Source organism: Ruegeria arenilitoris, from assembly GCF_013031355.1.
GTDB classification, from domain to species: Bacteria; Pseudomonadota; Alphaproteobacteria; order Rhodobacterales; family Rhodobacteraceae; genus Ruegeria; species Ruegeria arenilitoris_C.
The window spans coordinates 58,765-72,251 of record NZ_WPZO01000004.1 but is presented as its reverse complement, the minus strand read 5'-3'; the positions used below and the strand labels follow the sequence as shown (position 1 = coordinate 72,251).

The 13,487-nt window shown below is 58.8% G+C and carries 16 protein-coding genes; 8 read left to right on the top strand and 8 right to left on the bottom strand.

What is annotated here, in order from left to right; all coding sequences use genetic code 11:
- Nucleotides 1-14 precede the first annotated feature (14 nt).
- On the bottom strand, nt 15-1,520 hold the full coding sequence (locus tag GOX63_RS11355; RefSeq protein WP_170326092.1) for a PAS-domain containing protein: 1,506 nt from the start codon (nt 1,518-1,520) through the stop codon (nt 15-17).
- A gap of 60 nt (nt 1,521-1,580) precedes the next feature.
- Nucleotides 1,581-2,978: a sensor histidine kinase RegB gene (gene regB, locus GOX63_RS11350; protein ID WP_170326091.1), complete on the bottom strand. Its 1,398-nt coding sequence runs from the start codon at nt 2,976-2,978 to the stop codon at nt 1,581-1,583.
- Nucleotides 2,979-3,068: 90 nt separating this feature from the next.
- Here regB and GOX63_RS11345 point away from each other — a divergent pair, with 90 nt between their 5' ends.
- The 3 genes from GOX63_RS11345 (at nt 3,069) to GOX63_RS11335 (ending at nt 4,737) form a co-directional block, all read left to right on the top strand.
- A complete protein-coding gene (locus GOX63_RS11345) occupies nt 3,069-3,689 on the top strand; it encodes an SCO family protein (protein ID WP_170326090.1) in 621 nt (206 codons plus the stop codon).
- 76 nt (nt 3,690-3,765) lie between these two features.
- The gene (locus GOX63_RS11340; protein ID WP_058283361.1) at nt 3,766-4,320 is read left to right on the top strand and encodes an ActR/PrrA/RegA family redox response regulator transcription factor; all 555 of its coding nucleotides are present in this window, start codon (nt 3,766-3,768) and stop codon (nt 4,318-4,320) included.
- Between the two features lie 27 nt (nt 4,321-4,347).
- Nucleotides 4,348-4,737 carry a hypothetical protein gene (locus GOX63_RS11335; RefSeq protein WP_170326089.1) on the top strand — a complete coding sequence of 130 codons (390 nt, stop codon included), beginning with the start codon at nt 4,348-4,350 and terminating at the stop codon, nt 4,735-4,737.
- 37 nt (nt 4,738-4,774) lie between these two features.
- On the opposite strand, the gene GOX63_RS11330 is transcribed toward GOX63_RS11335, so the two are convergent.
- Complete coding sequence (locus GOX63_RS11330) at nt 4,775-5,368, bottom strand: HD domain-containing protein (protein WP_170326088.1); 594 nt, start codon at nt 5,366-5,368, stop codon at nt 4,775-4,777.
- 205 nt (nt 5,369-5,573) lie between these two features.
- Here GOX63_RS11330 and GOX63_RS11325 point away from each other — a divergent pair, with 205 nt between their 5' ends.
- Nucleotides 5,574-5,888 carry a hypothetical protein gene (locus GOX63_RS11325; RefSeq protein ID WP_170326087.1) on the top strand — a complete coding sequence of 105 codons (315 nt, stop codon included), beginning with the start codon at nt 5,574-5,576 and terminating at the stop codon, nt 5,886-5,888.
- A gap of 101 nt (nt 5,889-5,989) precedes the next feature.
- Complete coding sequence (gene ahcY / locus GOX63_RS11320) at nt 5,990-7,378, top strand: adenosylhomocysteinase (protein ID WP_170326086.1); 1,389 nt, start codon at nt 5,990-5,992, stop codon at nt 7,376-7,378.
- Between the two features lie 57 nt (nt 7,379-7,435).
- Here the strand turns inward: ahcY and GOX63_RS11315 are convergent, their stop codons facing one another.
- The gene (locus GOX63_RS11315; RefSeq protein ID WP_170326085.1) at nt 7,436-8,083 is read right to left on the bottom strand and encodes a DUF899 family protein; all 648 of its coding nucleotides are present in this window, start codon (nt 8,081-8,083) and stop codon (nt 7,436-7,438) included.
- A 198-nt stretch (nt 8,084-8,281) separates the two neighbouring features.
- Between GOX63_RS11315 and GOX63_RS11310 the strand changes: the two genes are divergently transcribed.
- Nucleotides 8,282-8,623 carry a DUF2853 family protein gene (locus GOX63_RS11310; protein WP_170326084.1) on the top strand — a complete coding sequence of 114 codons (342 nt, stop codon included), beginning with the start codon at nt 8,282-8,284 and terminating at the stop codon, nt 8,621-8,623.
- A gap of 293 nt (nt 8,624-8,916) precedes the next feature.
- Nucleotides 8,917-9,906, top strand: a complete 990-nt coding sequence (locus tag GOX63_RS11305; RefSeq protein ID WP_170326083.1) for an alpha/beta fold hydrolase — start codon at nt 8,917-8,919, stop codon at nt 9,904-9,906.
- A gap of 9 nt (nt 9,907-9,915) precedes the next feature.
- Here the strand turns inward: GOX63_RS11305 and GOX63_RS11300 are convergent, their stop codons facing one another.
- Genes GOX63_RS11300 through tsaD form a run of 4 tightly spaced genes read right to left on the bottom strand, consistent with a single transcriptional unit; the run spans nt 9,916 to nt 12,665 of the window.
- Nucleotides 9,916-10,338 (bottom strand): EVE domain-containing protein, encoded by a 423-nt coding sequence (locus tag GOX63_RS11300; RefSeq protein WP_170326082.1) that lies wholly within the window; start codon nt 10,336-10,338, stop codon nt 9,916-9,918.
- On the bottom strand, nt 10,338-10,607 hold the full coding sequence (locus tag GOX63_RS11295; protein WP_170326081.1) for a YciI family protein: 270 nt from the start codon (nt 10,605-10,607) through the stop codon (nt 10,338-10,340). The genes GOX63_RS11300 and GOX63_RS11295 overlap by 1 nt, the downstream gene beginning before the upstream one ends.
- 1 nt (nt 10,608) lies before the next feature.
- On the bottom strand, nt 10,609-11,571 hold the full coding sequence (locus GOX63_RS11290; RefSeq protein ID WP_170326080.1) for an NAD(P)H-dependent glycerol-3-phosphate dehydrogenase: 963 nt from the start codon (nt 11,569-11,571) through the stop codon (nt 10,609-10,611).
- A complete protein-coding gene (gene tsaD, locus GOX63_RS11285) occupies nt 11,568-12,665 on the bottom strand; it encodes a tRNA (adenosine(37)-N6)-threonylcarbamoyltransferase complex transferase subunit TsaD (RefSeq protein WP_170326079.1) in 1,098 nt (365 codons plus the stop codon). The genes GOX63_RS11290 and tsaD overlap by 4 nt, the downstream gene beginning before the upstream one ends.
- A gap of 97 nt (nt 12,666-12,762) precedes the next feature.
- On the opposite strand from tsaD, the gene GOX63_RS11280 reads away from it, so the two are divergent.
- On the top strand, nt 12,763-13,476 hold the full coding sequence (locus tag GOX63_RS11280; protein ID WP_170326078.1) for a uroporphyrinogen-III synthase: 714 nt from the start codon (nt 12,763-12,765) through the stop codon (nt 13,474-13,476).
- Nucleotides 13,477-13,487 lie beyond the last annotated feature (11 nt).

Genomic DNA, 13,487 nt, shown 5'->3' with positions numbered 1-13,487 from the left:
GGCTGCAACCCGGTTCAGGCGCTGATTTGGCGGATTGGCTGTGATGTCGCAAGCTCGTCCACCACGAACCGGACTATGGTTGCGCCGTTCTGCATCGGGCTGACGACACAGGTCAGATCGGTGCCGTTGCGCATACGTATGTCTCCAGACCATTCGGCTCGGTTGTCGCGCATCTCGACAAAATCGCGAACCTCACCCAGCAGCGGTGTGGCGGCACATTGGTCCTGCCAGCTGCGGGTCACGTCCAGCACGGAATCCGGTTCGAATCCGGTCTCATCAGAGGTTCCCCACAGTTCTTGATAGGCGCGGTTGGTGAAGGCCAGCGTTCCGTCATCGCCGAACACCGCGATTGCATCGGCCAGCTTGTCCAGAACCGATTGCATCAGGTCCATTTCCGAGCGGAACCTGCGGGTCAGGGTAATCTCGGCGGTAATGTCTTCGAACAGGAACGCCACCGCCCCGTCAGGATGCGGGCGCCCGCTGACCGAATAGACAGACCCCGACGGCAGTGACCAGGTTTCCTGATAATTCCCGTCCTCGGCAGCCTCGAGAAGGTCGTTCATCTGGCTGCGCCAGCTGCGGTAATTCTTGGGTTCCGGCATCATGTGCTGATCGCGCAGCCGGTCGAAAAAACTGGACAGGCTGGGGCGGCAACTGAGGAAATCCGGGGGCAGGGTGGTCAGGTCGATCAGGGCCGGGTTGAACAGCGCCAACTGACGGTTGCGGTCGAAGATCGCCAGCCCGATGGACAGCTGGGCAAAGGTCTTGGTCATGGTCTGAACGAATTTGCGCTGGGCGGTTTCGGCGGCAACAATGGCATTGATATCAACCGCATAACACAGGTGACCTTCGGGGTGATCGACCAGCGTCAGGTCGAACCACAGCTTGTTCTCACTACCCTCGGTCGAGATCGAGATGCGGGTTTTTGCGCCCAACCGTGCATCGCCGTCCGCCCCGGGAAACAGCGGCGCGGTCAGATCGGTATCCGGACCACGGACCTTTCTGACCAATGCGACATAAGCGGCATTGCACCAGCGGACATTGCCTTGATGATCCAGCAGCCAGACGGGGTATGGAGCTTGTTCCATCGCCAGACGGATCGGATCCTGCGCGTCGCGCTGGACCGGGGTGGGGCGTTCGGCGCTGTCGCGCAGTTGAACGCGGACGATGCCGTCAATCCACTCGCACAGGATGTCCCGTTCGACGGTACAGTCGATGGCGGGAATGACCAGCGTGCCCTGACGGCGGATATGGTCGGGTGTTTCTGGCAAGCTGGGAAAATCCCGCTGCAGCAGGCGGCGCAGGTCGGGCCAGTCGCGGACGGCTTCGAACCCTTCAAGCGCGATGTCGGAATGGCTGATCAGGCGGTTGCCGTCGAACAGAAACACCGCATCATACAGCGATGCGGGTGCAGACAAGCCGAAATTGTCGCCCCTCTGCCGGCGGCGGGGCAATAGCCATTGCACCGCCAGGCTGGCGGATACCAGGCTGATCGCAGCCAGAATGATCCAGTCGACCATGCGCTCTCCGGAATTGATACCGGAAGGACTATGCGTACAAATGGTTAACGGGGTCTTAATTCAGACCTGGATCTGCTGGTTCTCACCAGATGGCACAGGGGTATCGCCGGTCTGGGCATCCACCAGATTGCGCGGCCACGACACCTTTACAATCGCACCCCTGCGTTCGGGGTTGTCGCAGAGGGTTTGGTAAGGGTCCGAGCCGTTGGCAAAATCCAACTCAGCCCCGCTGCGTTCCAGCAGGGTCTTGGCGATGAACAGGCCCAGACCCATGCCCTCATATTCCGGGCGGGTACTTTGTTCTTTCTCGGCCCGGCGACGGCGCATGAAAGGGTCGCCGATCCGGCCGATCATCTGTGACGGGTAACCGCGCCCGTCATCCATGATGTTGACGGTGATCTGATCCGAGGTCCATTCGGCCTCGACCCAGACATTGGCACGGGCAAAATCCACCGCGTTCTGGATCAGGTTGCGCAACCCGTGAATGATCTCGGGCTTGCGCAGGATCGACGGTTGCTGCACATCGCCGTCCCCCGCCGGGCCTTCGGCAAAATGAACGGTCTTGCCCCGATGAAGGTGCGGCTCGGCGGCCTCATGTACCACGGTGGACAGGGGGGCCTGACGCAGATGCAGATCGTCTTTTCCGGCCCGGCCCATATCGCGCAGGATATCGCGGCAGCGGTTGGCCTGTTCACGGATCAGGGCGGCGTCTTCTTTCAGGTCGGGGCGGTCGTCCAGTTCCTCGATCAGTTCGGAACTGGTCAGTTTGATGGTGGCCAGTGGCGTGCCCAGCTCATGCGCAGCAGCTGCAACCACACCGCCCAGATCGGTCAGCTTCTGTTCCCGGGCCAGCGCCATATGCGTCGCCGAGAGCGCCTCGGACATCGACTGGACTTCGGAACTGACGCGGTGAGAATAGGCGCCGATAAAGACGATGGCGATCACCACCGCTGCCCAATTGCCGAACAGCAGCATACCGGGGATTTCCAGCATCTGCCCCGCCTCGGTACGCAGCGGCAGGTGAAATTCGACCAGCAAAGAGGTCAACGCAATCGCCACCGCCCCCACAATCACGGTCGAACGGGTGCTCATAACGTTGGCTGAAATCGTTACAGGACCCAGCAAAAGCAGTGCAAAGGGGTTGTTCAGGCCGCCGGTCAGGTACAGCAGGATCGCCAGCTGCAACAGGTCGAACAGCACCATCAGGAAGTTCTCGAACTCGGTCAGGCGCTTGTTTTTCGGAAACAGCAGGATTGCGGTCATGTTGCCCATGACCGAAACGCCAATGGCCAGATAGCACAGCGCCAGCTCCAGCTGCACCTGAAAATACTGCTGTGCTACCGTGATCGCCGTGAACTGACCGATGATGGCCACCCAGCGCAGCAGGATCAGCGTGCGAAGCCGGATCCAGCTGCTGCGTTCCTGACTGCGCCATAATGTGATGTTGGAATTTGCCATCGGTCCATTTTGTCCTGTTGCATCGGCTGATCATCTTGATAGGTGTCCCGGCGGAAACGATCAACAACCCCTCATGTCAGGATTGATGTCATGATCCGTCTTTACGCTATCCTTGCAACCGTTGTTCTGGCCGTCGGTCTGGGCGCCATGTGGCTGCTGACGCGGGGGGCGGGATCGGACGATCAGTTCGCACAATGCCGGTCGGCCCAGATCGCGGGTGGTACAGCTGCAATCGGCGGCCCGTTCGAGCTGGTCAACGGCAAGGGTGAGACGGTCACCGACAAGGATGTGATCACCGAACCGACGCTGGTTTACTTCGGCTACACCTTCTGCCCTGATGTCTGCCCGTTTGACATGTCCCGCAATGCCGAGGCGGTGGATATCCTGGCCGAGCGCGGCCAGTCGGTGACGCCGCTGTTCATCTCGATCGATCCCGACCGGGACACGCCGCAGGTGGTGGACGACTTTGCCTTCAACCTTGGCGGCAAGACCATCGCGCTGACTGGCTCGCCCGAGCAGGTCAAGGCCGCCAGCCAGGCTTACAAGACCTATTACCGGGCGCATGACAAAAGCGACGAGTTCTATCTGGTCGACCATTCCACCTTTACCTATCTGGTAACGCCCGAGCATGGCTTTCTTGAGTTTTTCAATCGTGATGACACGGCGGAACAGATGGCCGACAAGGTCGGGTGTTTTCTGGACAAGCTCTGATGCGTTTGACCTTTGGAATGGCGCTGCTATTACTCATGTTTAAGCCAAAGGCGTGAAATAGCGGAAAGAACAGAATATGGCGGACAGCTCAGACCTCGATATCGGCCCCGATAAATCCCTGCTTCTGGTGGATGACGACGAGCCGTTTCTGAGGCGACTGGCCAAGGCCATGGAAAAACGCGGGTTCGAGGTTGAAACCGCAGGCTCCGTCGCCGCAGGCCGCGCCATCTCCACCGCCCGCCCGCCTGCCTATGCCGTGGTCGATCTGCGGCTTGAGGATGGCAACGGTCTGGATGTGGTTGAAGTGCTGCGCGAAAAACGCCCCGACAGTCGGGTTGTCGTTCTGACCGGATATGGTGCAATTGCCACCGCCGTGGCCGCCGTCAAGATCGGTGCGACCGATTATCTGTCCAAACCCGCCGACGCCACCGACATCACCAGCGCATTGCTGGCCAAGGGCGACGAACTGCCCCCGCCGCCGGAAAACCCCATGAGCGCGGACCGCGTGCGCTGGGAACATATCCAGCGGGTCTATGAACTGTGTGACCGGAATGTTTCCGAGACTGCTCGTCGCCTGAATATGCACCGCCGGACCTTGCAGCGGATTTTGGCGAAACGCAGTCCGCGGTGACCCGCGCAAATAGCGCTTGTGACAAAAATGCTCAGTCTAGATAACTGGTCGTTGGATCTCGGAAACGTTTTCATCGTTGCGGATGAAAGTGACCGTATCGTCTCTTTGGAGAAAAATGATGGAACAGGGTCAATTACGCTGTCCGTTTACTACAAAGATAGTCCAGTTACTGAAGAAGATTTGATAGAGTTTCTGCAAGATTTTGCGGGGCAGAAAATCGGACATGATCAAGTAAGCAACGGAAGCGTAAAAGGCGTCTGCGCAGCTTATACAAGTGACCACAGTTTCTGGAGAGTTTGGTTTTTCAGAAGCGGTAACTCTATGCTTGTAGCGTCATACAATTGTTCCGAGGAACAAAGAGGCGTTGATGACGAGTTAATTGATGAGTTGTTTTCAACGCTAGAAAGGAGTGCCTAAACATTCATAGCGAGCTGACTCAGCTTCATTTTTGACTTTAGGCCTTTTCTAACAAGAAAGCATGTCGGTCCATATACGCCCGCCGTACCTCAACCGGTGGTCGTAGAACGATCTCCAACCCCTCCATCACCGCTTTGTCCGGGCGGCCAAAGAACTTGGTGGCCTCAGACTCGGAAAACCCCGCAATCTGGGTGGCCTCCATCCAGGCGCTGATCTTGTCGGCCTTTTTGATCTGTCGTTTCACCGTTTTCGGCACTGCGGCGGGCAGGCCAAAGCGGATGTGGATCGCTGCCGCCAACCGGTCATCCAGCGCGCCGTAATCGGGGCCGACGGCAGATTTGACCGGCGAGATCATATCTCCGATCACATATTCCGGCGCATCATGTAACAAAGCCGCGAGACGCCATTTCACCGGTGCTTTTGGCGCAATCCGGCCAAAAAGCTCTTCGACCAGCAGGGAATGTTCGGCCACGGAATAAGCAAAATCCCCAGCGGTTTGGCCGTTCCAGCGGGCCACAAAGGCCAGTCCGTGGGCGATATCTTCGATTTCGATGTCTACAGGGGTCGGGTCCAGCAGGTCCAGCCTGCGCCCCGACAACATCCGCTGCCATGCTCGTGCTTGTGTTGCCATAATGCCATGCCTTGTGAAGTGGGACACGTAAATTTCGCGTTTTTGTGCTATGATGTACCTGTCGAGATCACCAGCTGCCAACTTTTTCTTGACCAGCCGTGCTTTGAATTGGCGCGTGGTGATACCGACATTTGTGCTGAGGGGGGTGCATGCTCCTCCTGGTGTGCCCCTCTCGGAACGTAACTCGTATCGAAAGGAGCTAGCTATGTTTAAGCGACTGTTTGGAATTACCCTGGCCTTTGGAATGGCCGCCACTGCCCCACCCGCATTTGCCCAAAGTTGTGCGCAGCGCGAGCACGTGATCGCCAAGCTGCAGGACAGCTATTCGGAAGAGCTGGTCTTTGGCGGATTGCAGAAAACGCGCGGCGCGCAAACGATCATGGAGGTCTGGACCTCGAAGGAAACCGGAAGCTACACGGTTCTGGTGACCCAGGCGAACGGCATCAGTTGTATTGTCGCCGTTGGCACAGATTTTTTTGAAGCGATCCCAAAGATTAAGCTAAAGGGTCAACCCAGCTGATTTGAGCGGCGGAAAACCCCGTTTCCGGCCATTCGCGTTGCCACCTGCCCCAAGGAATGCTAGGGGCAGCCCGAACGTGATTTACCTCAATGGAGCACCTGATGGCCGGGGACTATATCGTCAAAGACATTTCATTGGCCGGGTTCGGCCGCAAAGAGCTGGACATTGCCGAAACCGAGATGCCGGGCCTGATGTCCCTGCGCGCAGAATATGGTGAGGCAAAGCCGCTGAAAGGCGCGCGGATCGTCGGTTCGCTGCACATGACAATCCAGACTGCTGTTCTGATCGAAACGCTGGTCGCGCTGGGCGCCGATGTGCGCTGGGCGTCGTGCAACATTTTCTCGACCCAGGACCACGCGGCTGCCGCGATTGCCGAGGCTGGTATTCCTGTCTTCGCCATCAAGGGCCAGACGCTGGAAGAGCATTGGGATTACCTGGACAAGTCCTTCCTGTTCGACGAAGGCCCGAACATGATCCTGGACGATGGCGGCGACGCAACGCTGTACATCCTGCTCGGCGCACGCGCCGAAGCCGGTGAGGACATCATCCCCGTTCCGGGTTCGGAAGAGGAAGAGGTGATCAAGAAGCAGATCGCCAAGCGAATGGCGGCATCCCCGGGCTGGTTCACCAAAATGCGCGACCAGATTCAAGGCGTGTCCGAAGAAACCACCACCGGTGTGAACCGCCTGTATCAGCTGGTAAAAGACGGCCACCTGCCGTTCCCGGCGATCAACGTGAACGACTCGGTCACCAAGTCGAAATTCGACAACAAATACGGCTGTAAGGAATCGCTGGTCGACGGTATCCGCCGCGCCACCGACACCATGATGGCGGGTAAAGTTGCCGTTGTCTGCGGTTACGGCGACGTGGGCAAAGGCTCGGCTGCATCGCTGCGCGGCGCTGGTGCCCGTGTGAAAGTGACCGAAGTTGACCCGATCTGCGCCCTGCAAGCTGCGATGGACGGCTTCGAAGTCACCCTGCTGGAAGATGAAGTCGCATCGGCGGATATCTTCATCACCACCACCGGCAACAAGGACGTGATCCGCATCGAGCATATGCGCGAGATGAAGGACATGGCCATCGTCGGCAACATCGGCCACTTCGACAACGAAATTCAGGTCGCCAGCCTGAAGAACCACAAGTGGACCAACATCAAGGAACAGGTGGACATGATCGAGATGCCCTCGGGCAACCGCATCATCCTACTGTCCGAAGGCCGTCTGCTGAACCTCGGCAATGCCACCGGTCACCCGTCCTTCGTGATGTCGGCCTCGTTCACCAACCAGGTTCTGGCGCAGATCGAACTGTTCACCAAAGGCGACGAGTATAAAAACGACGTCTACATCCTGCCCAAGCATCTGGATGAGAAAGTGGCCCGCCTGCATCTGGACCGCATCGGCGTGAAGCTGACCAAGATGGACAATGAACAGGCTGCATACATCGGTGTGAATCCCGAAGGCCCCTACAAGCCCGAGCACTATCGTTACTAATTTCCGCAAATGTCGGAAATGAAACGGCGGCCGATTGGCCGCCGTTTTCTTTTGCCGTCAGCGCAGCGGTGGTATGAAATCCCCCCGGCCCTGCGGTGTGAAATCCAGTATGTTCCACAGAGGCCAAGCCGCATCCACATGCCGCGGATGCCAGTCGCTTGGCTCGAAAAACAGCTCAGAACTCCAGAAGTGAGTGATCACATCCTTATCGCGCTGAAAGACGTTCAGGATCGGCAACTGGCGTCCGTCCTCGCTCTCGGCCAGATAGTCGCGCTGATAATCCGTACCAAGCGCGGAATACAGCGGCAGATCGGTCCATCCCATCTTTGCTTTGAGGACAGACAACTTTTCAGAGGTGTTCTGCGCCACAACGGCAAAGGCAATTTTTTGGGCAATATGCGCGACTTGCCCATTCAGGCCGTCCAGAAACGCCGAGCACATGGGGCAGGGCGCCTGTGCATCCGGACCATACATGAGCGAATAGATTGCCAATGTGTCGTGAGCGCCGAACAAGGACGACAATGCCGCAGGCTCACCCTGCTCTGAGCGGAATACATAGTCCTGAGGAATCTCCCCGCCTTTTGGCAAGCCGCGCCGCAGGTTTGCAACGTTTTCGACTTTTGCTCGAAGCTCGGCTTCTGCCTGCAGCAGAGCGTTTCGAGCGGATCTGTATTGCGGGCTTTCATTTGGTAGCGACACGGGCATTGTGACCTCCTGATTCCAAGTGGTTAACCTTGTTTAACATAAATGTTAAATAAAGGCATGCGAAAATCAAACTGAGGGTCAAACGCGCGGTTTTAGGGGGAATGCAGCGAATTTTTCCCTTTGTGCAATTTTTGGTGCCCGTTACCGTGTTTACGGCGCTGGTATAGCCTGAAACCAATTTTGAACCAGGAGATGACAATGGGTAAACGCGACGAGCTGATCGCCAAATATGCGGAAGACCTGAAAGGCAAATGCGGGATGGACCCCGATATGGACCTGCTGACCAAGGTTACCATCGGTTGTGGTCCGGCGATCTATGACGCCGACGCGTCGACTGTGGCGGCTACACAGGAAGGTGAGCTTGAGACGGTCAAGAACAACTTCCTGATCAAAAAGCTGGGTTTGGCAGAGGGCCCCGAGCTGATGGAAGCGATCAACTCGGTTCTGGAAACCTATGGCATGTCCGAACGCAACAAATACCGCGCCGTGGTCTATTACATGCTGACCAAGCATTTCGGCAAAGAGGCCGTCTACGCCTAAGCCACACGTTTTTCCGATGAAACGCCCGCCTCCCCATCGGCGGGCGTTTTGTATTTGAGCCTTATTTTAAAGACTTGGTATTTGAAACGCCTGACGAAACCCGGCTATGGTCCAAGTATGACCAGGACGGTCAGAACCAGATATTTCCATACGCGTGTGGTGAGTAGGGAGCACGCGGGGGTAGGGAAGGTTCTGCATCCGTCAGGACCTTCCCTTTTTTCACAAACTGCTTTGAGATCAACGGTATCGCCAGATAGGCTTGGCCGATATTTAAAGTTGTTTGTGAGAGTTCCATGCCATTCAAGAACCGAACCAGCGAAGACAAGCCGGGTGTATCGATCAAAGAGGCCGGAAGTTTCTTTGCTGGTGGGCGCCGGGTGACACTTACCGGTCAGCCGGTCCAGAAGATACAGGTAGCGCGGAACGCACCTGCCCGAACGGTCGACTTGAATGGAGATTACATCACCGGGCAATGCTACGTTCAGTATCTGCTTCAATCCGCACCTGAATTCGATGCGCCGCTTATGTTCTGGCACGGGGGTGGAATGACAGGTGCCACATGGGAATCCACACCTGACGGCCGCCCCGGATGGCACAACTTCTTTCTGAACGCGGGCTTTGATACGTATCTCTGTGACGCGGTCGAGCGCGGCCGGGCAAGCTGGTCACCCTATCCTCAGATCTACAAGGACAATCCTGTGTTTCGTACTCAGAACGACGTCTGGACCATGTTCCGATTCGGGCCAGCGGGTGCGTATGAGTCTGAGGAAAGCGCAAGAAACCCTTTTGACGGGATCAGATTCCCCCTGAATGCGCTGGATATTTTGGGTGCTCAACTGGTGCCACGTTGGACAACCCATGCGGAAATGACGCTTGATGCCTATTATCAGGCGCTTGCGCGGGTTGGTCCGGTCTGGTTGATCGCTCACAGTCAGGGTGGCAATTTTGCGTTGGAAGCGGCCGCAACGCACCCAGAGTTCTTCAAAGGAGTTGTTGTCATCGAACCGGCCTCGGCGCCTCCAGCCACAGGGAAGGCTGCGCAAGTACCGCATCTGTTTGTCTGGGGCGATTTCATCGATGAGTTTGCGATCTGGACCTCCTATCGTGCGAAGGCAGATCAGTATGTGGATCAATTGCGATCACAGGGCGGTTCGGTTCAACTTCTCGATCTTCCCGGCGAAGGGATCACCGGGAATACGCATGTCATGATGATGGATGACAACTCGGACCAGATCGCCGCTCTGGTTCTGGATTGGATCAGGAAAACGGCGCAATCCGCGTAACCGAGTTGCTCAGTCCGCCTGCGTATCCCCGAGCGCGCAGATCACCTGCCATTCGGCTTCGCTAACTGGCTGCACCGACAGGCGCGAGTTCTTCACCAGCACCATATCGGCCAAACGCTCATCCGCCTTGATCTGGTCCAGCGTCACCGGCGTTGTGAACGGCCGCACCGCCTTGATATCCACGCATTCCCAGCGGTCATCATCGGTGGTGCTGTCGGGATGGGCCTCGGCGCAGACCTCGACGATGCCGACGATCGCCTTGTCCTTTTGCGAATGGTAGAAAAACCCGCGATCACTGACCGCCATCTGCCGCATGAAATTGCGCGCCTGATAGTTGCGCACGCCGTCCCATTCTTCGCCTGCATCCCCTTTGGCAACCTGCTGGTCCCAGCTCCAGGTCGATGGCTCGGATTTGAACAGCCAATATGCCATCAGCCGATGACCTTCTTCCACGGGATCAGGTCGACGGACTGGAACAGCCCAGCCTTTGCATAGGGATCATTCTCGGCCCAGATTTCGGCCGCGGCCATGTCTTCAACCTCCAGAATCACCAACGAGCCGATCATCGCGTCACCATTCAGCAACGGACCGGCCTGCGAAACGACACCGGTTTCCTCGATATAGGCCAGATGGGCGGCGCGGTTGTCCAGCCGGGTTTGCAGGGCGCCGTCCTTGTCACGGGCGATGAGGGCGATCAGCATATTATTCCTCCTTGAGGGGTCGGTTGAGCAGGGTGTCGATGGCTTGCGGTACACTGTAGATACCGTGGCTCAGGTCCGCCACCGTGGCGCTGATGGGCATGTCCAGCCCTTCGTTTGTAGCGATCTCGGACATGGCCCGCGCTGTGGCGACGCCTTCGACCGTTGTCTGGGTGTCGAAAGGACGATTCAGACCCAAACTCAGGCCATAACGGTAGTTTCGCGACAGTTCGGACGAGCAGGTAAGCACCAGGTCCCCCAACCCGGACAGCCCCATCAGGGTATCGGGCCGTGCGCCGCGCATCAGGGCAAAGCGCTGCATCTCGGCAAACCCGCGGGTCATCAGGGCTGCGCGGGCGCTGTCGCCAAGGCCCGCCCCGATGGCGGCCCCGCAGCCGATGGCCATCACGTTTTTCAACGCGCCGCCCAATTCCGCCCCGATCACATCAGTGGTGCGATAGAGGCGCAAGTTGGCCGTGGTCAGTTCATGCTGCAAGTTCTGGCTCAGATTGTCATCGGCACAGGCCAGCGTCAGCGCCGTGGGTAAGCCACGCGCGATGTCATCGGCAAAGCTGGGTCCGGTCAAAAGGGCAGGGTGCGCGTCCGGGATGGTCTCGCGGATCACCGAAATGGGTCCGAGGCCCGAGGACAGCTCGATCCCCTTGCAGCAGGCGACCAGTGTTTTTCCGGCCAGAACAGAGGCATGCTCCGTCAAGGCCGTGCGCAGTTTCTGCATGGGCACGGCCAGCAAAAGCACGTCAGCGGCAATCGCGTCTTGAATATCGGCCGTCACTGAGATCGCATCGGGCAGCTTCACATTCGGCAGTCGCGCAGTATTCTTGCGGCTGGTCTGCATGTGCCGGGCCTGTTGGGCATCTCGCGACCACAGCGTGACCGGCCCGTTTCCGGCCAGCGAAATCGCCAACGCCGTGCCGAAGGCCCCTGATCCCAGAACCGAAACGCTCATGCCTTGGCACCTTTCTTGCCGCTGCCCAACATGGCGGGGCTGGTTTGGTCCAAGGGCCAGCGGGGTCGGGCGGTCAGGTCCAGACCATCGCGGGCACCGGTGCGAAAACGCTCCATCCCGGCATAGGCGATCATGGCAGCGTTGTCAGTGCACAGGGCCAGCGGTGGCGCCGTGAAACGCGCGCCTTTTTCGGCACAAACAGTCTCTAACGCGGCGCGAATGGCTGAGTTTGCAGCGACACCCCCGGCTACAGCGATGACCGGGTCCGACGGGCTTTCCTCCAGATACCGGTCCATTGCCCGGCGGGTTTTCTCGGCCAGAGTGTCCACGATGGCTTGCTGAAACCCGGCGCACAGATCGGCGCGGTCCTCACGGGTCAGACCGCCTTTTTCCGCGACGATCTGATCCCGCATCCGCATCAGCGCGGTCTTGAGCCCTGAAAACGACAGATCACATCCCGGCCGATCCAGCAGAGGCCGGGGAAAGCGGAACCGTTTGGGGTCACCCGACCGCGCCTCGGCCTCGACCGAAGGGCCACCGGGTTGTGGCAGGCCCAGCAGGCGGGCGGTCTTGTCGAAGGCTTCACCGGGCGCGTCGTCAATAGTGCCGCCCAGGCGGGTAAATTGCTCCGGTCCGTGGGCAATAAGGTATTGGCAATGGCCACCTGAAACCAGCAGCATCAGATAGGGAAACGCGACGCCGTCAGTCAGGCGCGGCGTCAGGGCGTGGCCGGCCAGATGGTTGACGCCGATCAGCGGCAGGCCGGTCGCGGCGCTCAGCCCCTTGGCGCACATGACGCCGGACATGACGCCGCCGATCAGGCCCGGCCCGGCGGTCACCGCAATGGCGTCCATGTCAGAAAGGGTCAGGCCCGCGGCTTCCAACGCCTGCTTCACGCAGATATCCAGTTTCTCGGCATGGGCACGGGCCGCAATCTCGGGCACCACGCCGCCATAGGCGCTGTGCAATTCGGTCTGGCCATGCACGATGGAGGACAGCACTTCGGCCCCGGCGCCATCCGTTTGGCGCACCACGGCGGCGGCTGTGTCGTCACAGCTGCTTTCCAGCCCGAGGACGGTAAGTGTTTGCACCATTGGCCCGATCCGTTACACCTTGATTGCCAAGCGGGGTATCACCCCGCGCGGATGCAAACAATCCCAAGGCGGAAGGCGCCGACTTTTGTATTTGCTGATGACCCGCCCGCGTGCTGCCTCAGAACGGTTCGTTGCGCAGCTGCCAACCCGCACCAGATCCCGGGTCGAGGTCATCTATTCTCCGATCCTCGAAATCAGACCCCTGACGGTCAAGGTGGATGCGCAGGGTATGCGCGGGCTGATCTTTACCTCGGCCAACGCGGTGAATGCCGCCGCGTCGCTGGGCGTGGCGCGGGACATGCCCGCCTTTTGCGTCGGCCCCGCCACCACCGGTACGGCAAAAGGCGCCGGGTGGGACGCGCAGATGGTTGGCGCCACCGCCGAAGAACTGGTGGCCTATTTGCTTAAACATCGGCCTGAAAGCCCCCTGTTGCACCTGCGGGGCGAACACAGCAGGGGCAATATCGCCTCGCGCCTGACCGAGTCGGGCCTGACAGTGCGCGAACAGCCCGTCTATCAGCAGCGCCTGTTACCGCTGACACCCGAGGCGGCCACGGCCGCGGCCGGAGATATACCCGTCATCGCGCCCCTCTTTTCGCCCAGAACGGCGCGACAATTTGCCGATATCTGGGCCGGTTCGGCACCCTTATGGCTGGCTGCGATCAGCGAAGCGACGGCGGAACCCCTTTATTCCTTGGACTATGCGCGCCTGAAGATCGCCAAAGAGCCGACCCCGAAGAAAATGCAGAAAGCCGTGAAAAAGCTTGTGAAACATGCGATGCGGGTTGAGGGAGGCGAGACCACCGATTAACCTAGAGTGGC

Coding starts and splice junctions, on each gene's coding strand:
- GOX63_RS11355 (WP_170326092.1), bottom strand. CDS start 1,520: ATGGTCGACTGGATCATTCTGGCTGCGATCAGCCTGGTATCCGCCAGC.
- regB (WP_170326091.1), bottom strand. CDS start 2,978: ATGGCAAATTCCAACATCACATTATGGCGCAGTCAGGAACGCAGCAGC.
- GOX63_RS11345 (WP_170326090.1), top strand. CDS start 3,069: ATGATCCGTCTTTACGCTATCCTTGCAACCGTTGTTCTGGCCGTCGGT.
- GOX63_RS11340 (WP_058283361.1), top strand. CDS start 3,766: ATGGCGGACAGCTCAGACCTCGATATCGGCCCCGATAAATCCCTGCTT.
- GOX63_RS11335 (WP_170326089.1), top strand. CDS start 4,348: ATGCTCAGTCTAGATAACTGGTCGTTGGATCTCGGAAACGTTTTCATC.
- GOX63_RS11330 (WP_170326088.1), bottom strand. CDS start 5,368: ATGGCAACACAAGCACGAGCATGGCAGCGGATGTTGTCGGGGCGCAGG.
- GOX63_RS11325 (WP_170326087.1), top strand. CDS start 5,574: ATGTTTAAGCGACTGTTTGGAATTACCCTGGCCTTTGGAATGGCCGCC.
- ahcY (WP_170326086.1), top strand. CDS start 5,990: ATGGCCGGGGACTATATCGTCAAAGACATTTCATTGGCCGGGTTCGGC.
- GOX63_RS11315 (WP_170326085.1), bottom strand. CDS start 8,083: ATGCCCGTGTCGCTACCAAATGAAAGCCCGCAATACAGATCCGCTCGA.
- GOX63_RS11310 (WP_170326084.1), top strand. CDS start 8,282: ATGGGTAAACGCGACGAGCTGATCGCCAAATATGCGGAAGACCTGAAA.
- GOX63_RS11305 (WP_170326083.1), top strand. CDS start 8,917: ATGCCATTCAAGAACCGAACCAGCGAAGACAAGCCGGGTGTATCGATC.
- GOX63_RS11300 (WP_170326082.1), bottom strand. CDS start 10,338: ATGGCATATTGGCTGTTCAAATCCGAGCCATCGACCTGGAGCTGGGAC.
- GOX63_RS11295 (WP_170326081.1), bottom strand. CDS start 10,607: ATGCTGATCGCCCTCATCGCCCGTGACAAGGACGGCGCCCTGCAAACC.
- GOX63_RS11290 (WP_170326080.1), bottom strand. CDS start 11,571: ATGAGCGTTTCGGTTCTGGGATCAGGGGCCTTCGGCACGGCGTTGGCG.
- tsaD (WP_170326079.1), bottom strand. CDS start 12,665: ATGGTGCAAACACTTACCGTCCTCGGGCTGGAAAGCAGCTGTGACGAC.
- GOX63_RS11280 (WP_170326078.1), top strand. CDS start 12,763: ATGACCCGCCCGCGTGCTGCCTCAGAACGGTTCGTTGCGCAGCTGCCA.